At 35.9% G+C, this 21728-nt stretch carries 23 protein-coding genes; 17 read left to right on the top strand and 6 right to left on the bottom strand.

From position 1 onward, the window contains the following. Positions 1-29: 29 nt before the first annotated feature. Complete coding sequence (bla-A, locus tag ACQWU4_RS03795; RefSeq protein WP_429934431.1) at positions 30-911, bottom strand: CGA/CIA family class A beta-lactamase; 882 nt, start codon at positions 909-911, stop codon at positions 30-32. A gap of 28 nt (positions 912-939) precedes the next feature. After that, on the bottom strand, positions 940-1902 hold the full coding sequence (locus ACQWU4_RS03790; protein ID WP_429934430.1) for a Gfo/Idh/MocA family protein: 963 nt from the start codon (positions 1900-1902) through the stop codon (positions 940-942). Between the two features lie 138 nt (positions 1903-2040). On the opposite strand from ACQWU4_RS03790, the gene ACQWU4_RS03785 reads away from it, so the two are divergent. From ACQWU4_RS03785 to ACQWU4_RS03745, 9 genes are all read left to right on the top strand, one after another. Further along, positions 2041-2691 (top strand): protein-L-isoaspartate(D-aspartate) O-methyltransferase, encoded by a 651-nt coding sequence (locus tag ACQWU4_RS03785; RefSeq protein ID WP_429935073.1) that lies wholly within the window; start codon positions 2041-2043, stop codon positions 2689-2691. 257 nt (positions 2692-2948) lie between these two features. Further along, positions 2949-3212, top strand: a complete 264-nt coding sequence (locus tag ACQWU4_RS03780; RefSeq protein ID WP_429934429.1) for a prevent-host-death protein — start codon at positions 2949-2951, stop codon at positions 3210-3212. A gap of 91 nt (positions 3213-3303) precedes the next feature. Next, positions 3304-4287: a 2-hydroxyacid dehydrogenase gene (locus ACQWU4_RS03775; RefSeq protein ID WP_429934428.1), complete on the top strand. Its 984-nt coding sequence runs from the start codon at positions 3304-3306 to the stop codon at positions 4285-4287. A 52-nt stretch (positions 4288-4339) separates the two neighbouring features. Then, a complete protein-coding gene (locus ACQWU4_RS03770; protein WP_429934427.1) occupies positions 4340-4630 on the top strand; it encodes a hypothetical protein in 291 nt (96 codons plus the stop codon). Positions 4631-4793: 163 nt separating this feature from the next. After that, on the top strand, positions 4794-5231 hold the full coding sequence (locus tag ACQWU4_RS03765) for an endonuclease domain-containing protein (protein WP_429934426.1): 438 nt from the start codon (positions 4794-4796) through the stop codon (positions 5229-5231). A gap of 178 nt (positions 5232-5409) precedes the next feature. Beyond that, complete coding sequence (locus ACQWU4_RS03760; RefSeq protein WP_429934425.1) at positions 5410-7395, top strand: urocanate hydratase; 1986 nt, start codon at positions 5410-5412, stop codon at positions 7393-7395. Between the two features lie 100 nt (positions 7396-7495). Beyond that, positions 7496-7951 (top strand): hypothetical protein, encoded by a 456-nt coding sequence (locus ACQWU4_RS03755; RefSeq protein ID WP_429934424.1) that lies wholly within the window; start codon positions 7496-7498, stop codon positions 7949-7951. Between the two features lie 97 nt (positions 7952-8048). Further along, entirely contained in the window at positions 8049-8612 is a 564-nt protein-coding gene (locus tag ACQWU4_RS03750) for a Crp/Fnr family transcriptional regulator (protein WP_429934423.1), read from the top strand. A gap of 52 nt (positions 8613-8664) precedes the next feature. After that, positions 8665-9432 carry an MBL fold metallo-hydrolase gene (locus ACQWU4_RS03745; RefSeq protein WP_429934422.1) on the top strand — a complete coding sequence of 256 codons (768 nt, stop codon included), beginning with the start codon at positions 8665-8667 and terminating at the stop codon, positions 9430-9432. Between the two features lie 135 nt (positions 9433-9567). On the opposite strand, the gene ACQWU4_RS03740 is transcribed toward ACQWU4_RS03745, so the two are convergent. Continuing rightward, positions 9568-10023 carry a hypothetical protein gene (locus ACQWU4_RS03740; protein WP_429934421.1) on the bottom strand — a complete coding sequence of 152 codons (456 nt, stop codon included), beginning with the start codon at positions 10021-10023 and terminating at the stop codon, positions 9568-9570. A gap of 141 nt (positions 10024-10164) precedes the next feature. Here ACQWU4_RS03740 and ACQWU4_RS03735 point away from each other — a divergent pair, with 141 nt between their 5' ends. Beyond that, positions 10165-10896: a TonB-dependent receptor plug domain-containing protein gene (locus ACQWU4_RS03735; protein WP_429934420.1), complete on the top strand. Its 732-nt coding sequence runs from the start codon at positions 10165-10167 to the stop codon at positions 10894-10896. A gap of 52 nt (positions 10897-10948) precedes the next feature. On the opposite strand, the gene tpx is transcribed toward ACQWU4_RS03735, so the two are convergent. Continuing rightward, positions 10949-11506 (bottom strand): thiol peroxidase, encoded by a 558-nt coding sequence (gene tpx / locus ACQWU4_RS03730; RefSeq protein ID WP_429934419.1) that lies wholly within the window; start codon positions 11504-11506, stop codon positions 10949-10951. A 176-nt stretch (positions 11507-11682) separates the two neighbouring features. Here tpx and ACQWU4_RS03725 point away from each other — a divergent pair, with 176 nt between their 5' ends. The 6 genes from ACQWU4_RS03725 (at position 11683) to ACQWU4_RS03700 (ending at position 18606) form a co-directional block, all read left to right on the top strand. Next, positions 11683-13311, top strand: a complete 1629-nt coding sequence (locus tag ACQWU4_RS03725; RefSeq protein WP_429934418.1) for an NADP-dependent glyceraldehyde-3-phosphate dehydrogenase — start codon at positions 11683-11685, stop codon at positions 13309-13311. A gap of 155 nt (positions 13312-13466) precedes the next feature. After that, a complete protein-coding gene (locus ACQWU4_RS03720) occupies positions 13467-13976 on the top strand; it encodes an RNA polymerase sigma factor (protein ID WP_429934417.1) in 510 nt (169 codons plus the stop codon). Between the two features lie 12 nt (positions 13977-13988). Beyond that, on the top strand, positions 13989-14804 hold the full coding sequence (locus ACQWU4_RS03715) for a hypothetical protein (protein WP_429934416.1): 816 nt from the start codon (positions 13989-13991) through the stop codon (positions 14802-14804). A 585-nt stretch (positions 14805-15389) separates the two neighbouring features. Further along, the gene (locus ACQWU4_RS03710; RefSeq protein WP_429934415.1) at positions 15390-17381 is read left to right on the top strand and encodes a M4 family metallopeptidase; all 1992 of its coding nucleotides are present in this window, start codon (positions 15390-15392) and stop codon (positions 17379-17381) included. 116 nt (positions 17382-17497) lie between these two features. Then, complete coding sequence (locus tag ACQWU4_RS03705) at positions 17498-17998, top strand: RNA polymerase sigma factor (RefSeq protein WP_429934414.1); 501 nt, start codon at positions 17498-17500, stop codon at positions 17996-17998. A gap of 17 nt (positions 17999-18015) precedes the next feature. Then, positions 18016-18606 (top strand): hypothetical protein, encoded by a 591-nt coding sequence (locus tag ACQWU4_RS03700; protein WP_429934413.1) that lies wholly within the window; start codon positions 18016-18018, stop codon positions 18604-18606. 42 nt (positions 18607-18648) lie between these two features. Here the strand turns inward: ACQWU4_RS03700 and ACQWU4_RS03695 are convergent, their stop codons facing one another. Continuing rightward, on the bottom strand, positions 18649-20178 hold the full coding sequence (locus ACQWU4_RS03695) for a S41 family peptidase (protein WP_429934412.1): 1530 nt from the start codon (positions 20176-20178) through the stop codon (positions 18649-18651). 163 nt (positions 20179-20341) lie between these two features. Here ACQWU4_RS03695 and ACQWU4_RS03690 point away from each other — a divergent pair, with 163 nt between their 5' ends. Further along, positions 20342-21430, top strand: coding sequence for an MBL fold metallo-hydrolase (locus tag ACQWU4_RS03690; RefSeq protein ID WP_429934411.1), 1089 nt, complete (start codon positions 20342-20344; stop codon positions 21428-21430). A gap of 1 nt (position 21431) precedes the next feature. On the opposite strand, the gene ACQWU4_RS03685 is transcribed toward ACQWU4_RS03690, so the two are convergent. Next, positions 21432-21719 carry a GNAT family N-acetyltransferase gene (locus tag ACQWU4_RS03685; protein ID WP_429934410.1) on the bottom strand — a complete coding sequence of 96 codons (288 nt, stop codon included), beginning with the start codon at positions 21717-21719 and terminating at the stop codon, positions 21432-21434. Between the last annotated feature and the right edge of the window lie 9 nt (positions 21720-21728).

Below are 21728 nucleotides of genomic sequence, written 5' to 3'. Positions count from 1 at the left end.
TTTCTGCTTTTAAAAATAAGCTTAATATTTTATTTGTTAAAATCGTCCCAGACTGCCTTGGAAATATCAGAAACCATTTTACAGTTTATGGCTTCCGTTTCCATAGAATTGCTTACAAATACGGCAATTGCATAATGTTTTCCGTTGGGAAGCGTAATAATTCCCATATCATTTTCAGCAATCGTAAGACCGCTGTCAATTTTTCCGGAAGAACCCGTTTTGTGGGCAACCGGAGCACTTTTTGGTAATTGCTCAATAATTTTATTCGTTCCCGTTTTAGTTCCCAGCATGATCTGCATTAAATAATCTGTAGACTTTTTGGAAAGCATTTTTTCATCATAGAACTTCTTCAGGACCTGCACGGCAGAATTGGTTGTGCTGTAGTTTTCATACAGTGTTTTCCAATCTTTCGTATGCATATCCTGCTCATTGTACTTAATCTGGAAATCCTTTATCCCTTTGGAATTCATAAACTGCTGAACTGTTTTTGTACCGCCAATCAGCTTTAAAAGGATATCGCAAAGATTATTATCACTTAATGCAACCGTATAATCAATTACTTCATTTAAGGTAATTTCAATATTTCCGTTAGGATACTTTTCGCGGAATGGCGACCATGTTTTTTCCATCAGATCAGCCTTTTTAATAAATATTTTCTGGTCAAGCGACAATTTTCCTTTATCTACAAGATCCAATGCTGCACAGGCAATATGAAACTTGAAAATACTCAACATAGGTAATTTCTGGTCTCCGTTTTTACTGAATTTGAAATTGTTTTCAAAACCCAGAACAGAAACACCAACTGTTGCTTTTTTGCCTTTAGTGATTGAGTTTATTTTTTGTTCCAAAGCTGATTTCTGAGCTACTGCCAGCGATGAGACCAGAAGAAAGAAAAGTCCTATTTTTTTCATAATACTGCGATTAAAACAGGTGTACGGATTAAGAAATCAGTTTTACAATTTCCAGAGCAACCTTTAAAGCTTCTGTACCGTCTTCAAGGGAAACCTCCACATTTTTACCGTCAGTGATGGCATCTGCAAAAGAGTTTAATTCATCAAGAATTGCATTATTAGGCTGAATATCCGGATATTCGAATAAAATCTGGTTCTTTTCACCGTCCGCATTCTCAATAATCATGTCAAATGGAGTAGGATTTTCAGGAGCATCTTTCATACGGATTACTTCTGCTTTTTTCTCTAAGAAATCTACTGAAATGTAAGCGTCTTTCTGGAAAAAACGGCTTTTTCTCATAGCCTTCATTGAAATTCTTGAGGTTGTAAGATTAGCTACACAACCATTCTCAAATTCTATTCTGGCGTTCGCGATATCCGGGGTTTTGCTTACTACACATACACCGCTTGCATGAATATTTTTAACTTTAGATTTAGCTATGCTCAGCAAAATATCCAGATCATGAATCATAAGATCCAGTACTACAGAAACATCCGTTCCTCTTGGATTGAATTCCGCCAGCCTGTGAATCTCAATAAACATTGGATTCTTAATATATTCTTTAGTGGCAATAAAAGCAGGGTTATATCTTTCAACATGTCCAACCTGGGCTTTAATACCATTTTCCTGACATTTATGAAGGATTTCTTCAGCTTGTTCAAGCGTCTGGGTTACCGGCTTTTCAATGAAAAAATGAAGTCCTTTTTCAATAGCTTTTAAAGCATAATCATAATGATAGACTGTGGGAGTCACAATATCCAACATATCGATCTGCTCAAGAAGTTCATCAAAATTTTCAAAATATTTATATCCGAATTCAGCTTCTATTTTTTTTCCGTTTTCAGTATCTTTATCGTGGAAACCTACCAGCTCGTACTTATCTGACTGGTTAAGAAGTCGTAAATGGATCTTTCCCAGATGTCCGGCACCTACCAAACCTGCTTTTAACATAGATTTTTTAATTTTTGTAAAGATAAGAATTTTAGTTATTGGGAAGCAGGTTAAGGATTTTAGGTTGATAAATATTGATAGTTTTTTTACTTTTGTAGAAATACTATCCAAAACTTAATAACTACTATCTTACTAATGATGCATGATTCGTTTGTACATAAAGGAAAAAGAAAGATCCTCGTCGAATATCTGAGACATAAAATAGGGATCTCGGATGAGAATGTACTTTCGGCAATGAGTGAAGTTCCGAGACATCTTTTTATAGAAAGCATTTTTGAGGATTTTGCCTATGAAGACCGGGCTTTTCCAATTTTATCCCACCAAACCATTTCCCATCCCTCAACCGTAGCGGAACAATCTGAGCTGCTGCAGGTAAAACCGGGAGAAAAGGTTCTGGAAATAGGGACAGGGTGTGGATATCAGACTGCAGTTTTACTGGCGATGAAAGCTTTGGTTTATACTGTGGAAAGACAAAAAGATCTTTTTGATTTTTCAAAGAAAAAATTCCGTGAGCTGCATTTGAATCCAAAATTCCAGAGTTTCGGGGATGGTTTTGCAGGACTTCCTACTTTTGCTCCGTTTGACAAGATTATTGTAACGTGCGGAGCTTCAGTTTTACCTACGGAATTATTGAAACAATTGAACGTAGGTGGAATAATGGTAATTCCGTTAGGTCCGACTGATGAACAGATTTTATACAGATTTACCAAGACCAGCCCTACCCAGTTTGAAAAAGAAGAATTCGGAGCCTATAAATTCGTTCCTATGTTGGGAGACACAAATCATTGATCATTTTTTTGATACAAAAGGTTTTCATTAATTTCTTGCAGATTGGACAGATATCACAGATTTCTTTTAAAATTATTGTTTTTTAAGCCTAAATATACTTCGTAACAGTAGGAATTTAAACTTCAAATTTTCAAAAACTTTTGTGTCATTTGTGGTTAAAAAAAACATTTTTTTATTCTATTTTAATACATTTTAAGACCGCTTCGGAATGGTAATTGGATTCAGTCTAAAACCTAATCACTTAAATTTTTATTATTATGGATACGAATAGATTCAAATCATCACATGATTTTAGTAATATTCAGAAAAATCTACATAATAATCCGGGATATCATGTGGAGAGCTATTCCCAGCAGGTAAAGGATTATATGCATGATATGAAAACTAAGAATCAGGAAGCAACTAAACAGGGATTTGTGGCTCATGCCCAGAAATCGGCAAAGAATGTCTGGGATGAAATTCAGGAAATGGCTTCAGAAGCCTGGAACAAAAATCAGGATCATTCAGACGAAGATCAATAATTTTTAATAATTAAGTTAAAGAACCTCACTTTTAACAGGAGTGAGGTTTTTTAGTGAGAAATTTGAAACGAAATTAAATCAGAAATAGATAATGAAAGTATTTGTAAGTAAAAGAATTCCACAAGAAGGGATTGATATGCTGAAAGAAGCCGGACTGGAAGTTTTTATTCCCGGACATGAAAATTTGTCTCACGAAGAATGGCTCATTCATTGTCAGAGTAACGATGCGATTTTAAGCGTTGGTGCAGAATTTAAATACGACAGAGATTTTTTTGACCAATGCCCGAATATAAAGACAATCGCTTTATATTCTGTAGGTTTCGATCATGTGGATATCAAAGAAGCTAATCACAGAAATATTCCGGTGGGAAATACACCAGATGTGCTTAGTAAGGCGACTTCCGATGTGGCTTTTCTGTTGATGCAGTCTGTAGCAAGAAGGGCAAGCTCTAATTTTCAGAAGGTAAAAGACGGTAATTGGGGAGATTTTGATCCTCTACATGCATTAGGACAGGAATTATATAGAAAAACCTTAGGAATATTGGGATTAGGGAGAATAGGATTTGAAATGGCTAAAAAATCCCGGGCAGCCTTTGATATGAACATTATTTATCACAACCGCCACCAGAATGAGGAAGCGGAAAAGGAATTGAATGCAAAGTATGTTTCTTTTGAAGAACTTATAGAGCAATCCGATGTATTGAGTATTCATGCCAATTTTACCCCTGAGCAGAAAGACCTTTTCAACGGACCTGTTTTCGAGAAGATGAAAAAGAATGCCATTTTTATCAACACGGCGAGAGGAGGTTTCCAGAATGAAAATGATCTGTATGAAGCTTTAGTTTCAAAGCAAATTTGGGGAGCAGGCTTAGATGTAACCAATCCTGAACCCATGTCTAAGGAAAGTCCACTGCTGGAACTTTCCAATGTCTGTGTACTGCCACATATAGGCTCTGCAACTATTGAAGCGAGAACAGGAATGGCAAAGATTGCTGCCGAAAACATCATTGCTTTTTTCAAAGGAGAAAGAATTCCTTATTGTGCAAATCCAGAAGTATATTCTGAAAATTCATAGCAGCTTGGAATTATTTTTGTTCTCTATACATAAACCCAAAATACAAAACGTTATGATACCTGAAGACAACACCAATGAACAAAACAGAAAGCTGGAAGAAATGGATTACAGTCCCAGCGAAGATATATTCAATAAAGAAAAACATATTCCCCTCGACGGTGACGGAAATCCCATTCTGGATGAAGAAGATGATGATAAAATAGATAAAGGACTTGATATTCCCGGAACTGAAGATGATGACGATATGGAAGAAATAGGTTCTGAAGACGAGGAAAACAACTATTGGAGCTTAAGTGATAATGATGATGATCATGAGGAAGAAAATGATGATGTTTTAACTTAAATTTTTTTGACGTATAAATATATTTACCTTACTGATTTTCAGTGAGGTTTTTTATTTTTGAAAGCTATCCGTTTTCGGGGAAATATCATTCCCCTCCTTTGGAGGGGTGGATTCGACTGAAAGGAGAAGACGGGGTAGTTAAAAACAAAAAAAACAAAAACAAATGAAAGAAATACTAACACACATCAACGGCGTTCCCATCCACAGAAACTTCGTAGAAAAATTACCCTTTAATCCCTATTTAAAAGTCTTACTGAAAGAAAAACGCAAAGCAGGCATTCTCGGTGAAGTTCTCTTTTGGAAAAAGGTAAGAGCTGGAACATTCCATGATATAGATTTTGACAGACAGAGAATAATAGGAAATTATATTGTAGACTTTTATGTGAAAACTTTGGGTTTGGTTATTGAAATTGATGGTGGTAGTCATGAGGAGAAAATTGTTTATGATGGGATCAGGCAGGAATATTTGGAGTCTTTGGGACTTATTGTTTTTAGAATTTCGGATTTTGATATAAGAAATAACATGACGATAGTAATGAAGGATCTGGAATATTTTATTATTCAGTATTTTGGAACCACCCCGTCTTCCAAAATTCCTTGAATTTTGAAATCCACCCCTCCAGGGGAGGGGAATATTTAGTTGGTAATTCTAATATAGGAAAATGATCAGATATAGCAGGATCATCAGCAAATTTGCCTTTTCCTTGCTTATATTTTCTAATTTGAATATCTTTAAAACTTCAAACATTCATTCTAAACATTGAACTTTAAATAGCAATATGACATTTCAAGAACAGATACAGCAGGGGATTCCTGATCAGCTGCCACAGCCTAAACCGTACGAAACCAATATCAACCATGCACCGAAGCGTAAAGAAATTTTAGGGGAAGAAGAAAAGAAGCTTGCTCTTAAAAACGCATTACGTTATTTCGATCCGAAGTTTCATGCAGAGTTATTGCCGGAATTTAAGGAGGAACTGGAGAAATACGGGAGAATTTATATGTACCGTTTTCGTCCGGATTATGAAATGAAGGCGAGATCTATTGAAGAATATCCCGGAAAATCTGAGCAGGCAAAAGCCATTATGCTGATGATCCAGAATAATCTTGATTATGCCGTGGCACAGCACCCGCATGAACTTATAACTTATGGTGGTAACGGGGCGGTTTTTTCCAACTGGGCACAGTATCTTCTGACAATGAAGTATCTTTCGGAAATGACAGATGAGCAAACCCTTACTATGTATTCAGGGCATCCGATGGGATTATTTCCTTCACACAAAGATGCACCAAGAGTTGTGGTAACGAATGGAATGATGATTCCTAACTATTCTAAACCGGATGATTGGGAGAAATTCAATGCCTTAGGTGTTACTCAATATGGGCAGATGACCGCGGGAAGCTATATGTATATTGGCCCTCAGGGAATTGTTCACGGTACGACGATTACTGTTCTGAATGCTTTCAGAAAAATAAAGAAAGAACCGAAAGGAGGTCTTTTTGTGACTTCAGGATTGGGAGGAATGAGCGGTGCACAGCCAAAAGCAGGAAATATTGCAGGCTGCGTCACTGTTTGTGCAGAAGTAAATCCGAAGATCACTAGAATCCGTCACGATCAGAAGTGGGTGAATGAAATTCATGAAAACCTTGATGAACTGGTGGAAAGGGTAAAAGAAGCCCAGGAAAACAAAGAAACAGTTTCTCTGGCTTACCTTGGAAATATTGTTGAGGTTTGGGAAAAATTCGATGAGAAGAATTTAAAGATTGATATAGGATCTGACCAGACATCCCTTCACAATCCATGGGCGGGAGGATATTATCCGGTCGGACAGACTTTCGAGGAATCAAACAGGATGATGGCTGAGGAACCTGAATTATTCAAAGAGAAAGTTCAGGAAACGTTAAGAAGACACGCCGCTGCCATCAATAAGCATACACAGAAAGGAACCTATTTCTTTGATTACGGAAACGCTTTTTTACTGGAGGCTTCAAGAGCCGGAGCAGATGTAATGGCTGAAAATCCTAGTCTGGGAAGAGAATTTAAATATCCAAGTTATGTTCAGGATATTATGGGGCCTATGTGTTTCGATTATGGTTTCGGACCATTCCGTTGGGTATGTACAAGCGGAAAGCCGGAAGACCTGCAGAAAACGGATGACATTGCATGCGCTGTATTGGAAGAAATGGTGAAAAACTCTCCTGAAGAGATCCAGCAGCAGATGAAAGACAATATTCAGTGGATCAAAGGTGCTAAGGAAAACAAACTGGTTGTAGGTTCACAGGCTAGAATCCTTTATGCAGATTCAGAAGGAAGAATGAAGATTGCTGAAGCATTCAACAATGCTATTAAAAATGGTGAGATCGGGCCTGTAGTTTTAGGAAGGGATCATCATGATGTTTCCGGTACGGATTCGCCTTACAGAGAGACTTCCAATATCTATGACGGTTCAAGATTTACGGCCGATATGGCAATTCATAACGTGATTGGTGACAGCTTCCGCGGCGCTACATGGGTTTCTATCCATAATGGTGGCGGAGTCGGCTGGGGCGAAGTAATTAACGGAGGTTTCGGAATGCTGCTTGACGGAAGTGCAGAAGCGGACAGAAGATTAAAATCTATGCTCTTCTGGGACGTAAACAACGGAATTTCAAGAAGAAGCTGGGCCAGAAATGAAGGCGCTGTTTTCGCCATTAAAAGAGCTATGGAAGCAGAACCGAATCTGAAAGTGACGCTTCCGAATTTTGTGGATGAGAGCCTGTTTTAAGCAAAAAAATTATATTATATAAGAATGAACTTTGCTGTATTTATATAGCAAAGTTTTTTTATTTTTATTCAAAACTATCTGAAGTTGTCATTACTACAGTATGAAAAAATATACGGCCCAGATTATTAATAAGCAATTTGTTTTAATTTCAGAGGATAAAAAAGAGATCGGAAGAATTGTAGAAATGAATAAGATTTTTTATTCGGAGTACTACATTATTTTTAATTCCAGAAGTTACGATATAAAAAATGTTGGATTTCTTAAAAATGATGTGGAGCTTTCTGATGCTAAAAGAATCATTTATTTTACAGATTTGCAGAAAGAAAGAATCATTAAATCCGGGGCAGATGTCAGAATTTATTATTTCAAATTAGATAAAACGAATCAGTTATCTGAAAAAGGGAAATTATTAATAGAAATTAAAGAAGAAAAAAATAAACGTAAAGATTCCATTTATCATATTGAGGTAGATGATTCTGTTGATGACTTACTGATATTATTGTTTTTACATTATTCGACAAAGGAATTTAATTATATTGGCGGAGGTGAAGATTAAAAAAGAATAAAATTAGTTTTCTGAAAAAATAATGGTTCAGGAACAGAACTAGATAAAACGCTTGAATTTTGTGAATGATACATTTTAACTTATTAACATGAAAGCATTGACCGGTATTAATAAAAAACTTTTTTCGCATCTGAATATTGATGAAGAAGATCCGGCCTGGGAGAAGTTTACAAAATTTGAATTTTCAAAGAAAAAAATATTTTCGAACAATAAGGTCTATTTTGTTGAAGAAGGTCTTGTCCGGAAATTTTATATCAAAGAAATAGCAGATATGGATCAGGAAATATCTGCTGATTTCTATTTTCCCGGAGAAGTATTTGTAGTGGGAGAAGACACTAAAGAAAAGCCTTCTGAAGTATTTTTTGAGTCTATCAATAAGGGCTTTGCCTGGGAAATCGGGTTGGATGAGGTAAAGGATATGTTTGCCGTGAATCCGGAATGCCGGTTTGTTCAGAATTACTTTCTGAGCAGAAAACTGAATGCAGCCATGAAGAGAGAAATGCTCCTCCTGAAAAATACCCCACAGGATCTTTATAAATATCTTCTGAAAAATAAATCCCATTATATCAAACATATTCCGCTGAAATATCTGGCTTCTTATATAGGAATTACTCCTATTTCTTTAAGCAGGATCAGAAAGAGAATTAATTAACATTTGTTTATTGTTTACGGTTTCGTTTGTTCTTTCCTTTGGTGAAAAAAATATGGAAATACAAAAATTAAACTGGGCCGGAATAAAGATTGTTTCCGGCGGCAAAACAGTATTAATAGATGCTGTAGAAGATTTCTCTTATTATAAACCCGTTCTGGGTGAAGCAGTGGAAAACCTGCTGACTTTTTCTGATGACCTTCAGGCAGATTATATCCTTTTTACCCATTTACATCTGGATCATTTTGATAAAAGCATCATAGAAAAATGCCTTAAAAAAGACGGGAAACTGATTGTTTATTCAGAATTGGCGGAAAGGGTTAAAAAATATACCGGAGATACAGAAATGATTGTTCTGGATCTGAATGAAGTTTTTACCGAAAACAATATCACATTTAAACCTGTATTTGCAATGGATGGAGTAGGTGAAATACAGTCTTCATGGATTATTGAAGATCAGGATACGAAAATTTTTCATGGTGGCGATACTATCTGGCACAACCAGTTCTGGAAACTCGGACAGGAAAATCCGGATATAGATTATGCATTTCTTCCTGTAAATGGAGTGGTCGTCAATTTTGAGATAATAGGTTTAGAATTCAGTCAGATTCCTGCTTCTTTGGATCTGGAACAGGCTTTTGTAGCGACCCATCTTCTACATGCCAGAAAATTGGTCCCAATACATTACGGTTTATTTGAGCATGAACAATTTTATATTCCCAAAAAGTTTGAACAGAATGACCTGGAAACATTTTCTGAAAAAATAGGACAGGAGTATATTATTTTGAAAGATGGACAGATTTTGAATGAGGGTGAAAAATAATGTTTTTGAATTTTTGGATGGAAGTTTGTTTTAAAACTTTTTAGATATGGAAAAACCTGCTGAATAGTAGGTTTTTTATTTTTAATAATAAGAAAATAGGTGTTTTAATTAACTGTATCTTTTATAATGATTTCTTCATTTTGCCATATTTTTCAAATCATCCGGATCAATGCCTATTCCGATTGAGTTGCATTTTTTATTCAGTTCATCATAGTTTAAAAGCCCTATTCTAAAGCAGCGGAGTAGGAAAAAATAGACGGAATCCACTAAATCTTTTCTTGCGTCTGCTATTTCGGTTTTATGTTTCAGCTTAGGTAAAATTGGTTTTCCGTCACCAAATTCACATTTACCATTACACACCGGACAATAATCATAGACAACTGTACCGTGCTCTTCAATCCAATTTTTTTGAGCATTATATATATTGTCAAATCTTTTTTTGTGATTGTCAATCGTATGTAATGCTTCTATGACTTCATTGATCCAAAAATCAATATTCGAATAATGACCAACAACGTGATGAGTATAGCCTGTTGTAAACTTTTTTAGTTGCCCGGAAATAAGATTTGCCTTTTCAATTGTATATATCATTCATTTGGAATTCTTTGTTAATATCATATGACGTTTAAATTAGTGTTAATTTAAACATGGTTGTCAAATATAAAAGAATAGAATAATTAAAACACTTCCAACCTTTTCCCTAATCAAAGCATCTTTATATAAAAAGATCATATGAAAATCACGATACCAAAACCATGTCACGAAAACTGGGCAGCAATGACACCCGAAGAAAAAGGAAGATTCTGCTCTGTTTGCTCGAAAACCGTCCGGGATTTCACCATTGCTTCTGATGAAGAGATTATCAATACGTTTTCTAATTCCTCAGAGGATATTTGCGGAAACTTTTATGAATCACAGCTAAACAGGAATCTTCAGTATTCTTACATCAATTCAGTTTTTGTGAAGTTTGCAGTAGGTTTTATTTTAACCACGGGAGGTTTGATTTCTGTAAATGCACAACAAAATGTTGCAAATGATACTTTAAAGACAGAAGAACCAAAAAAAGTAGTGATTGCCACATTTCATAGCCGAAAAGATCAAAAAATGCTTGGATCAACCACAATAGTACCTACAGATACTTTAGTTAAGGCTCAAGAAAACGAAACAAAAGAAGTTCCTTCCAAAGTACCGGGCTTAATTATTAATCCGATGCCAGAAAGTAATTCAGGTAAGCAGGAAATAAGAATAGGAGGAGCCAATGCAAGTTTGAGAAATGATCAGAAACCTTTGGTAGTAATGAATAAGAAAGTAATCAGCTTCGATGATCTGCAGAAAGTTGATCCCAATTCTATAAAAACCATGAATGTTCTGAAAGGTGTTTCTGCAGTTGCAGTTTACGGTTCACAGGCTCAAAACGGAGTTATTGTAATAACTACGAAAAAGAAATGGAGAATAGAGAAATAAAAAGGTTCCGACGATCGAAGATCGTCGGAACCTTTTTATTGCAAAGCAAAACTTATTTCTTTACAGCTGCAATTGCCGCTTCATAATTCGGTTCGTGCGAAATATCTGCAACCTGCTCTTCATAAATAATTTTTCCGGAAGGATCAATTACTACAACAGCTCTGCTCAAAAGCCCTTTCATTACAGAATCTGTAATTTCCACACCATAGGTTTTCCCGAAATCCGAACGGAAATCCGAAAGCATTACCACATTCTTGATTCCTTCCGCACCGCAAAATCTCTTTTGGGCAAAAGGAAGATCTTTGGAAATACAAAGTACAACCGTATTCGGGATATTGCCCGCATCTTCATTGAAATGGTGTACAGAAGCAGAGCAAACACCTGTATCCACACTCGGAAAAATATTAAGGATCACATATTTTCCTTTGTAAGAATCCAGAGTCTGATCTTTCATCGTAATGTCTGTAAGCGTAAACTTAGGAGCAGCTTTATTCACCGCAGGTAATTTAGAGTAGGTATGTACTGGCTTTCCTCCCATCAGAACAGTATTCTGAGCAAAACTGAATACTGAGAAAAGGAACAGAGTACTGAAAATTAATCTTGATACCATGAATTTTATTTTTAAACAAAATTATTCTTTTTTTAGGTACACAACGTTAATTTTAATTCAAACACCCGTCAAATAGAACAAATCTATCAACTGCCTGTTTTTAAAATCAATTTTAACGGTTACCTTTATTCTGTAAAATTTTAGAATTATACTCAATTATCAAAAAACAAAAATTTATGGATTCAGTAAATAAGCCGTTATTTCAGAATATTTTTAAAAACGAAAACGAAATTCCCGAAGAATATAAAGTCCCCGAAATCCATCAGAAAGTTTATCTTCTTAACGGAGAACTGGTAGAATGGAAAGGAGAGGTTCAAAATATTTATTCGCCGGTATGTATTCCTACAGCCAATGGTCTTGAGAGGAAACTTTTGGGAAGCATCCCGAATATCAGTCCAAAAGAAGCGATGGAAGTTCTTGAAGCTTCTGTAAAAGCATATGATAATGGTCTTGGAGAATGGCCAACGATGTCAGTTGAGGAAAGAATTAAATGCATGCAGAAATTTGTGTATCTGATGATTGAGCAGCGTGAGCTCGTAATAAAGTTACTCATGTGGGAAATCGGGAAAACGCTGGCTGATTCCACAAAAGAATTCGACCGTACTGTAGATTATATCAACCAGACCATTGATGCACTGAAAGATCTGGACAGGGAATCTTCCCGTTTCCAGGAAGCAGAAGGAACCATAGCGCAGATAAGAAGAGCTCCTTTGGGTGTTGTTTTGAGTATGGGACCCTTCAATTATCCTTTGAATGAGATCTTCACAACATTGATTCCTGCATTGATAATGGGGAATACCATTTTGTTTAAACTTCCCAAGCATGGGGTTTTAGCTCATTATCCGTTACTGAATGCATTCAAAGAAGCATTTCCGAAAGGAACCGTAAATACCCTTTACGGAAAAGGCTCGGAAATTATTACCCCGATCATGGAAAGCGGAAAAGTAAATGTTCTGGCCTTCATCGGGTCCAGTAAAGTAGCAAACGGTCTGAAAAAACTGCATCCTAAAGTGAACCGTCTTCGTGCCATCCTCAGTCTTGATGCTAAAAATGCTGCGATCGTGACTAAAAATGCCAATCTGGATGTTGCAGTAAGCGAATGTATTCTTGGAGCTTTGTCATTTAACGGACAGCGGTGTACGGCGTTGAAGCTGATATTTGTTCAGAAAGAAATTGCCGAGGAGTTCACTCAAAAATTAAGCGCAGCCGTTTCTGCAATGAAGCCCGGTCTGCCATGGGAAAAGGATGTAAAAGTAACTCCGCTTCCGGAAGTGAATAAACCGCCTTACTTAAAAGAATGTATAGAAGATGCTTTGGCAAAAGGAGCAAAAGTTTTAAATGAAAACGGAGGATTTACCGAAGAGTCTTTTGTTTTCCCTGCGGTAGTGTATCCTGTTAATAATAATATGAAGCTGTACCATGAAGAACAGTTCGGTCCGGTGATCCCGGTGGTTCCGTTTGAAGACATAGAAGAACCTATAGATTATCAGGTAAATGCATCACATGGGATGCAGGTAAGTATTTTCAGTGAAGACCCACAGGAAGTTTCCAGACTGATTGATCCGTTTGTGAATCTTGTAAGCCGTGTCAATATCAATTGTCAGGCGCAGCGTGGACCAGATGTTTTTCCTTTTACGGGAAGAAAAGACAGTGCGGAAGGAACACTTTCTGTTTTTGATGCACTTCGTTCATTTTCAATCAGGTCTCTGGTAGCCGCAAAATTGACGGATTCTAACAAGAAATTATTAAATACAATCGTCAGAGAGCATGATTCTAATTTTTTAAGTACTGATTACATTTTCTAGACAGATTTCTGACTCTATTTAACATAAAATAATAATCCTCAATAAATTTCTTTATTTTTTGAGGATTTTGTACTTTGAGACGTGTAGTTTTTAGTTTTTATGTTAAAAAAGAAGTGTTTTGGTAAAAATGCTTCTTTATTATTGAGATTTGAAGAATGTCTTTAATGGAAAAAGAGTTTTTAGAGAAAATTGAAAAGCATAAAGGTGTTATTTTCAAAATCTCTAAAATGTATATGGACGATCAGGATGATCAAAATGATCTTTATCAGGAGATCATTTATCAGGCCTGGAAATCATATGGTGATTTCCAAAGGAGAAGCGACTTTTCAACATGGCTTTACAGAACTGCACTAAATACCGCGATCGTATTTCTGCGTAGCGAAAAAAAACGTAGTTTTATACAAAATCAGGGAGTAGAGAATCTTGTTGTTCCACAAGAGTCTTATAATGATGCAGATGATAGAAATATGAAGTTAATGTATGAAGCTATTCATCAGCTTAGTCCGATAGACAAGGCACTTATTTTTTTCTTTTTGGAAGATTTTTCGGGTAAGGAGATTGCCGGCCAGTTGGGTATAACTGAAGTGAATGCCCGTGTGAAGCTAAACAGAGCCAAAACAAAACTGAAGGAGATCATCGAAAAGCAAAAAAACAATCAGATTTAAAAACAAGAACAAATGGAGTTAGAAAATTTTAAAGAACTTTGGGATAAAGACAACAGGCAGGATCTGCCTGAGATCTCTCTGGAAAAACAACGGGAGATTCATTCGCCGATGCAGATGCTGAGAATCAACATGGAAACAGAATTCTGGTTGATGGTCATCACTATGCCTATGCTTTTAATAGGCTTTCCATTTGCTGCCAGTGATACAAATATTGTTATTATATCAGCTTTTGTCGTCGCACTCACACTTGCTTTTATTATTTATTTCTATTCCCGTTTTCTCAAGCTTTATAAAATACTCCGCAAGAGTGGTATTAATACCAACTATGACCTGTTTAACCTTAAAACACAGCTTTTAATATCGAAAGAAATCTACATCGCCTATTATATTTCCTACATTCCGCTTGCTTTCCTGCTGTCTCTTATTAAGATCAATTTTCATTTTGAGATAACATACAATCTTGCCATTTTCGGGATCAGTTTCCTGATTACCCTGATGCTGGTCTGGTTTATTATCAAATACTGGATTTATTATATGTATGGAAGGTACATTGAAGATGTTGTACGTCTGGTAGATGAGCTGAATGGTCTGGAAGTAGCTCCAAAAAAGAAACGGCAAAATTCATGGTTTGAACGTTCCCAGAGATTCTTTATGAATAAATTCGGGCTTAAAGGAAATATCCTCAATACAATTATCTGGTTTGTCTCGGTATATATTTTTATCATTATATTTTTAACATTGGTTCTTCTTCTTTTCATCATTATTGGTGTAAAACTCGATTGCATTGATATTCATTTGCTTCAAAAAGCATTGAACAGGCTGAATTAAATTTCCTCTTATGAATTTAAGCTAAGGATAACCTTAGAATAAAAAATTATAAATTAACCCCTGACAGAAATTTTCTGTCAGGGGTTTTTTAGAAAAAAATAAAAATACCTGATATCAATAATAATACTAAAAAGGCCCTATAGTAAAGGGATTACTAATGCTCTTAAAATAAAGAAAATAAAAATTCACTTTTTGGTGTAAATTTTTCTGTGTAAAGTGTAACATTTTTATTTTTTTCCTACTAACTGTTGGAAATGTAAAATGTTAGTAACGTATTTGAACTTTTGTTTGCTCAAATTTTAACTGACTGTTCAATTTAATAAATATGCGCTTCAAGAAGTGTTTATTGATTTAAATTATTTCGTAAGGCATCCGTTTTTATAAACAGGTGTTGGAGAACTTAAAAAAACACACAATGAGACCCGGCAGAAAACTTCTGTTGGGTTTTTATTTTTAATTTTTATTGCGAAATAATATTATTTTATATATTTTTTTTGATATAATATTTATAAAATATTTATTTTATTAAAAATATGTAACATTTTGTATGTTTCTCTACTAACTGTGAAATATAAAAAGTGTACTATGAAAAGAATAACTACTTTAGCCTGTGTTCTGGCTTTTACTATCACCATCAGTATTGCTCCGGCTGCTTTACTAAAGGCGCAGGACAGGGGACGAACTGAAATATCAGTTAAAGAACTTCCTAAAATTTCTGTTTCTTCTGCTATGGGTAACTTCAATGCAGATTTTAGCGGGCGAAACATTTCATCCGATTTTCTGATTAATCATTTAGGTGAGTGGCTGGGAACAGACGGTGATCATTCCTACAAATTTCTGAAACAGAATAAAGATGAGCTGGGTATCAAACATTCTGTTTACGAACATTATTACAAAGGGGTAAAAGTAATGGATGACATGGTTCTTGTACATGAAAAGAATGGAAATGTTACTTATGTCAATGGTGAAATCATTACAGATATTGACCTTTCCCCAAAACAGCAGCCAACTTCCAACAGAATAAGGTCTATCATTCTTTCTGATCTGAAGGCACAGGGCAAAGTAACTATTTCAAATATTGAAGAAGTTATTTCGAAGGTGAATAACGGAAGAAAAGCGGTAATGTACCACACTTCCAAGGTAGAAGCTCTTTCTATGAAACCTTTAAAAGCTTATACTTATTATATAGATAACGTTTCGGGAGCTGTTGTGAAAAAAATATCAAGAGTGCATGACGCGGATACCCCTTCTACAAGTACAACTTATTACAAAGGAAACCAGCCTGTGACTGTTGATTCCTATAACGGACAGTTCCGTCTGAAAGACAATGCCAGAAATATTCATACCATGAACGGAACAAACCTGGACGTGGATACCATAAATGGCGGAATTATCAATGTAGAAGAATATATTAATCCAGTTGCGGATTATACAGATGCCAATACAAAGCCCCCAGTAGAGGTTCACTGGGGAATGAAAACAGCCTATGATTACTATATAGCACGCCATAACAGAAACAGCTATGACGGTAACGGAGCCAAAATAGATAATTATTACAATTTTGATTTTGGAGGACTTACAGGAGGAGCCAATGCTGCGGCACTTGATACCCCGTTATACGGTGGAATTGTATGCATGCTTTATGGCAATGGAACATTATTTGGCGGTTTGCTTACCCTCATGAATCCAGTGGTCGGAATAGATGTGGCAGGACATGAATATTCTCACCTGATCATAGGAAGAAATGGTTTGGGAGGTTTAAATTATGAATCAGAATCAGGGGCTATTAACGAATCTATTGCAGATATGCTGGGGACAGCGATAGAGTTTTATTCCGGAAGCAGCCCGAACTGGACGATAGGAGAGGGAATTCCTACGGCATCATTCCTGAATCCTTCACCAAGCCCTTATATGAGAAGCATGTCAGACCCAAACAATGTAAATCCCGGGCCACAACCGGATACTTATAACGGAACTTATTGGGCAAATACGGCTAATCCTACGGCCGATAATGATCATGGCGGGGTACACACCAACAGTGGAGTGGGAAATTATTGGTTTTACCTTCTTTCGGAGGGAGGTTCCGGTACCAATGATATAGGAAATGCATTTAATGTAACAGGTATCACCATTGGAAAGGCTGAGAAAATCATTTACAGGGCTTTAACAAATTATATGACTCCGAATACGACCTATATGGATGCCTATAATTTTACAAAACAGGCTGTTACTGATCTTTATGGTGCTTCGAGCAATGAGCAGCAGCAAAATGTAAAGGCATGGTATGCTGTAGGAATCGGAAACGGTGTATTGGCAACCAATGAAACTGTTCGGGTTCAGGATCAGTTCAGTGTTTATCCTAATCCTGTAAGAGATGGTGTATTTACTGTGGAAATCGATAAAAATAATGTATCTGTGGAACTTTATGATGCCTCAGGAAGATTAATCAAAGGAGCCCAAAAATTAAATAAAGGAATCAATAAGGTTAATATCGGTGATGTTCATAAAGGTATTTATCTTTTAAAAATTACTTCTGACGGAAGTCCGGCTTTCTCTAAGAAAATTATAGTTGAATAGATCTTTTAAAAGTAAAAATGGGATCCGGTAGAAGTTTTTCTGCCGGATTTTTTATTTTTAAGAAATATCTGTAACATTTTTTTACATTTAAAACTAACTCTATAGAGCCCCGAACCATGAACTCATTAGAGCAGGAATTTTTAGATAAGATTGAAAAACATAAAGGAATCATTTTTAAGATTTCTAAAATGTACATGTCCGAAAAAGATGACCGAGATGATCTTTTTCAGGAAATCACCTATCAAATCTGGAAAGCATATCCAAATTTCAGAGGACAAAGTGAATTTTCTACATGGCTGTACAGGATTGCCCTCAATACAGCTATTATTTTTCTGAAAACTGAGAAGAAAAGGAGCTTTATTTCTAATGAAGATTTTTCCGGCTATAAAATTATTCAGGATGATTATGACTACGGAAAGGAAGAGAAATTAGTTCAAATGTATGAAGCCATCCGGCAACTGAATTCTATTGATAAAGCATTCATTTTTTATTATCTGGAAGATTTTTCAGGAAAAGAGATTGCAGAACAGATGGGAATCTCTGAAGGAAATGCAAGAGTAAGGATGAACCGCGCTAAAAATAAACTGAAAGATATTTTAAACTCAAATAAATCATAATTTTTAAATCAATACCAATGAATATAGACGAATTAAAAAGTGTTTGGAATGAAGATGCTTTCGAAGAAACACCTGAGATCAGTATTGATCAGAGAAACAAGATTAATCTTCCGTTGGAAAAAATGCGTAAAAATATGCGTATGGAATTTTGGTTTGTGATTGGGGTCTTTATTTTTTCATTTATAGTATGTGCTTTCTGCAGACCCTTTAAACTCCAGTTTTACATTACGGTTCTTATAGCCTCAATGCTTCTTGTCACTATCTTCTTTTTCAGTAAGTTTTTCAGGCTTTATAATGATATCAGCAATCCTATGCTCAAAACCTATGATTCTCTAAAAGACCTGGTCATGCAGTTCAATCTCAATAAGCAGTATTATTTATCTTATTATCTGAGCTTTGTGCCTTTTATTGTCTGCGAAATGATCATTGTGATAGAATTTATACCGTGGCCTCAGCCGATGAGTGAAATGAAGATCGCCGTGATTCTGTTAAGTTCCGTTACAGTAGGCCTTTTTGTACTGTTTTTAAGTGGAAAATTCTGGTTTTACCGTTACTATGGAAGATATATTGTACATATAGAGGATCTTTTGAAAGAATTAAAAAAATGAAAATAGTTTCGGCGGGCTGAAAGCCCGCCGAAACCTTATAAACTATTTAGTTTTTTCCTTTGCAATCTCTTTTTTCACCCATTCCAGCTGCGGATCTTTTTTATTAATGATATCCTGCATGCTTTCTTTGACGGTAACATTCGGAAAAACTCCTCTTTTTGTGTTTAGAAAATCAATGTTAGGCTGGACCAGCAAAAGTCCGATAGGAAGATTGATTCTTGAATGAGGAAGTTTCTGGTAAGAATAAAATCCGGCTACAGTTCCGTCATTTGCACCTCCGGTTTCTTCACCAACTAAAGTTGCCCGTTTGTCATATTTCAGTTTTGCGGTAATAATGGATGATGCAGAAAAACTTCCACCGTTGATCAGTACAAATACTTTTCCCTGAAAGGCATTCTTGTTAGGTTTTGTCGGTTTATCCGCTTTCATTTTGTAATATATCTTTCCGTCCTTTTTGTAAGTACTGAAGGTTTGTGCAAATACATAGGTGGGATAAGCAAGGCTTTTAAAAGCATATTGTAAGGGGGTACTCTTTCTGAAATAATTGGTTTTTAACGGGGTAATTCTCGAAGTCAGCTGTGAAGGTTTTATCAGGACATACGGTTCCGGAGCAAGATATGAATACAGGTTATTAATTTCGTGCAGGGATCCGCCATAATTATTGCGGACATCTATAATCAAATATTTAGCTCCTGCATTTTTTATTTTTGCAAACGTTTCCTTGTAAAATTTATCCGAGTAATCACTTGAAAAGCTTTTTATTTTCAGATATGCTGTTGTGCTGTCTTTATCCAGAAATTTAAAATTCCGGTTGTAAGAATTGCTGTAAGCTACATAATCATTAACTTTCTTTTCCGGAGTTCGTTTTTCCTGTTCTTTATCTTTTTCCAGATCGGTTTTAGATTTGGATTCCCGGTGCAGGGTGTAAGTCTGCCTTTTTCCATTGTATAGCGTTTCTATACATGCTGTATCTGTAAATCCGTTTTCTGCGGTATAAAAATTAAAAAAAACATCCTTCAGAAAATAGGGTTGGAAGGTAGTGTTGTAACCGTCACTGCTGATAAGTTCACGGTACTTTTTTACATATTCGGAGACAGGGATATTATTAATTGCCAATACCTCAGTTCCCGGCTTTATATTTTCTATTGAATCTTTATTTTGAATAATAAATAAACGGTTATCTTTTATATAGTACTCGAAACGGCTGAACATTCCTTTCTTATGCTCAAGAACCTTGATTTGCTTTTTGGTAAGCTGCTTTCTCGGAATTCTCAGTGATAAATGCCCTTCACGGATATCAGCAATTACCGGCTGTAATTTAAAATAAAACTCGAGAGGAGTTAAGGGTTGGTCGATAGTCTGTTTAAGACTGTCAAATTTATGATCAAGATCTTTTTTGGAAATATACCAGTAAAGCTGGGGATGCATCTTTTGGAGCTTTAAATAGGCGTAGTCTACATCCTCCTTAAGCTCGTCAGGGCCAATGCAGGCGGCTCTCTGTTCATTGTGTCTTCTGATAGATGCACACGAAGAGAGTGCTGCTGCCAGCAGTATTATCGAATAATTTTTCAACGTACTTTGAATTTTTTCAGTCGGCTAAGTTAAAAAGTTTAAGATGATTCTGATTTAAATAAATAATAAATTATTCAGAAATCTTTATAAATTAAGTTAAAAAAATGCTGAATTTTTTGCATCAAACTAAAAGTTAATAACTTTGCTGCCTATTTTAATGCAGATGATATATTTGATTTTACTGGCCGTTCTTTTAGTTATAGTTTACCTGATGAATATTCCTGCTTTCGGGAAAGCACCGGAAGGGAAAAGATTGGAACGTATAAAGAAATCCAAACTGTATAAAAACGGAAAATTTCAGAATATCAGTCATACACCGCCTGTTGCCGAAGGGTATAGCACAATAAAAGTTACTTATGACTTTATTTTGGGTAAAAAGCATCCATTGCTGAGACCTTTGAAAAATATTCCTTCTATTTGTACAGATTTGAAAAGTATGCCTAAAGATCAGGATACTTTTGTCTGGTTGGGGCATTCATCTTATTATCTGCAGACAGATGGTGTTTCTTTTCTCATAGATCCCGTTCTGAGTTTATATGGTTCTCCGTTTAAATATTTTAATAAAGCTTTTAAAGGCTCAGATATATTTAAGCCGGAAGATATTCCCGATTTGGATTATCTGGTTATTACACACGACCATTTTGATCATCTGGATTACCCGACAGTGAAATCAGTCAGAGATAGAACGGGTGTGGCAATTGTTCCTTTAGGTGCAGGTGCGCATTTGGAAAGGTGGGGCTACAGTGCAGAAAATTTGATTGAAGAAGAATGGGGGACAGAAACTCTTTTAAAAAATAATCTGAAAATTACTTTTACTCCGGCAAGGCATTTTTCAGGAAGAAAAATAAAACAGAATAATACGTTGTGGACTTCCTATGTATTGGAAACTCCTACAAAAAAGATTTTTCTTGGAGGCGACAGCGGGTATGACGCTCATTTTAAAATGATTGGCGAACAATTTGGCCCCTTTGATTATGCTGTTCTTGAGAATGGGCAGTATGATGAAGCCTGGCGGTATATTCATGCACTGCCGGAAGATGTCATTCAGGCAGCTATTGACCTCAAAGCTGAAAATATTATTCCTGTTCACTCTTCAAAATTTGCATTGGCTCTTCACCCGTGGAATGAACCACTTCAGAAAATTACAGGCTTAGGAAAAGAAAAAGGTCTCAGCATACTCACCCCTATGATTGGGGAAGTAGTAAATATGAACGGCTCTCACCATCAGTTTAAAGAATGGTGGGAAGAATGATTCAGGCATGCCAGATATCTTTATATCTTGCAGGATGATTTTCAAATTGCTGACGTACAAAATCACATTCCGGGTCTACCAGCAGATCTTTTTCCTCTGAATAGCGTACCAGTTCGTCAAGAAGCATTTTGGCATATCCGTGGCCTTCCCGTTCCTCAATAATTTTTGTGTAATAAACAATTAGCAGCCTTCCGTCAATTTTTATAGACATATACCCGGTTTTTTCTCCGTCAATCAGCAGCTGCAACTCATCCTGATATGGTGATATCTCAAACTTTATATTTTCCATAATAATTAA

The sequence above is a fragment of the Chryseobacterium sp. MIQD13 genome (assembly GCF_050496705.1).
In the GTDB taxonomy this organism is placed as follows: domain Bacteria; phylum Bacteroidota; class Bacteroidia; order Flavobacteriales; family Weeksellaceae; genus Chryseobacterium.
This window is presented reverse-complemented; position numbering and strand designations above follow the sequence as displayed.

Bases quoted from the DNA above. Each gene is read 5' to 3' on its own strand.
- bla-A (WP_429934431.1), bottom strand. From the start codon at position 911: ATGAAAAAAATAGGACTTTTCTTTCTTCTGGTCTCATCGCTGGCAGTA.
- ACQWU4_RS03790 (WP_429934430.1), bottom strand. From the start codon at position 1,902: ATGTTAAAAGCAGGTTTGGTAGGTGCCGGACATCTGGGAAAGATCCAT.
- ACQWU4_RS03785 (WP_429935073.1), top strand. From the start codon at position 2,041: ATGCATGATTCGTTTGTACATAAAGGAAAAAGAAAGATCCTCGTCGAA.
- ACQWU4_RS03780 (WP_429934429.1), top strand. From the start codon at position 2,949: ATGGATACGAATAGATTCAAATCATCACATGATTTTAGTAATATTCAG.
- ACQWU4_RS03775 (WP_429934428.1), top strand. From the start codon at position 3,304: ATGAAAGTATTTGTAAGTAAAAGAATTCCACAAGAAGGGATTGATATG.
- ACQWU4_RS03770 (WP_429934427.1), top strand. From the start codon at position 4,340: ATGATACCTGAAGACAACACCAATGAACAAAACAGAAAGCTGGAAGAA.
- ACQWU4_RS03765 (WP_429934426.1), top strand. From the start codon at position 4,794: ATGAAAGAAATACTAACACACATCAACGGCGTTCCCATCCACAGAAAC.
- ACQWU4_RS03760 (WP_429934425.1), top strand. From the start codon at position 5,410: ATGACATTTCAAGAACAGATACAGCAGGGGATTCCTGATCAGCTGCCA.
- ACQWU4_RS03755 (WP_429934424.1), top strand. From the start codon at position 7,496: ATGAAAAAATATACGGCCCAGATTATTAATAAGCAATTTGTTTTAATT.
- ACQWU4_RS03750 (WP_429934423.1), top strand. From the start codon at position 8,049: ATGAAAGCATTGACCGGTATTAATAAAAAACTTTTTTCGCATCTGAAT.
- ACQWU4_RS03745 (WP_429934422.1), top strand. From the start codon at position 8,665: ATGGAAATACAAAAATTAAACTGGGCCGGAATAAAGATTGTTTCCGGC.
- ACQWU4_RS03740 (WP_429934421.1), bottom strand. From the start codon at position 10,023: ATGATATATACAATTGAAAAGGCAAATCTTATTTCCGGGCAACTAAAA.
- ACQWU4_RS03735 (WP_429934420.1), top strand. From the start codon at position 10,165: ATGAAAATCACGATACCAAAACCATGTCACGAAAACTGGGCAGCAATG.
- tpx (WP_429934419.1), bottom strand. From the start codon at position 11,506: ATGGTATCAAGATTAATTTTCAGTACTCTGTTCCTTTTCTCAGTATTC.
- ACQWU4_RS03725 (WP_429934418.1), top strand. From the start codon at position 11,683: ATGGATTCAGTAAATAAGCCGTTATTTCAGAATATTTTTAAAAACGAA.
- ACQWU4_RS03720 (WP_429934417.1), top strand. From the start codon at position 13,467: ATGTCTTTAATGGAAAAAGAGTTTTTAGAGAAAATTGAAAAGCATAAA.
- ACQWU4_RS03715 (WP_429934416.1), top strand. From the start codon at position 13,989: ATGGAGTTAGAAAATTTTAAAGAACTTTGGGATAAAGACAACAGGCAG.
- ACQWU4_RS03710 (WP_429934415.1), top strand. From the start codon at position 15,390: ATGAAAAGAATAACTACTTTAGCCTGTGTTCTGGCTTTTACTATCACC.
- ACQWU4_RS03705 (WP_429934414.1), top strand. From the start codon at position 17,498: ATGAACTCATTAGAGCAGGAATTTTTAGATAAGATTGAAAAACATAAA.
- ACQWU4_RS03700 (WP_429934413.1), top strand. From the start codon at position 18,016: ATGAATATAGACGAATTAAAAAGTGTTTGGAATGAAGATGCTTTCGAA.
- ACQWU4_RS03690 (WP_429934411.1), top strand. From the start codon at position 20,342: ATGATATATTTGATTTTACTGGCCGTTCTTTTAGTTATAGTTTACCTG.
- ACQWU4_RS03685 (WP_429934410.1), bottom strand. From the start codon at position 21,719: ATGGAAAATATAAAGTTTGAGATATCACCATATCAGGATGAGTTGCAG.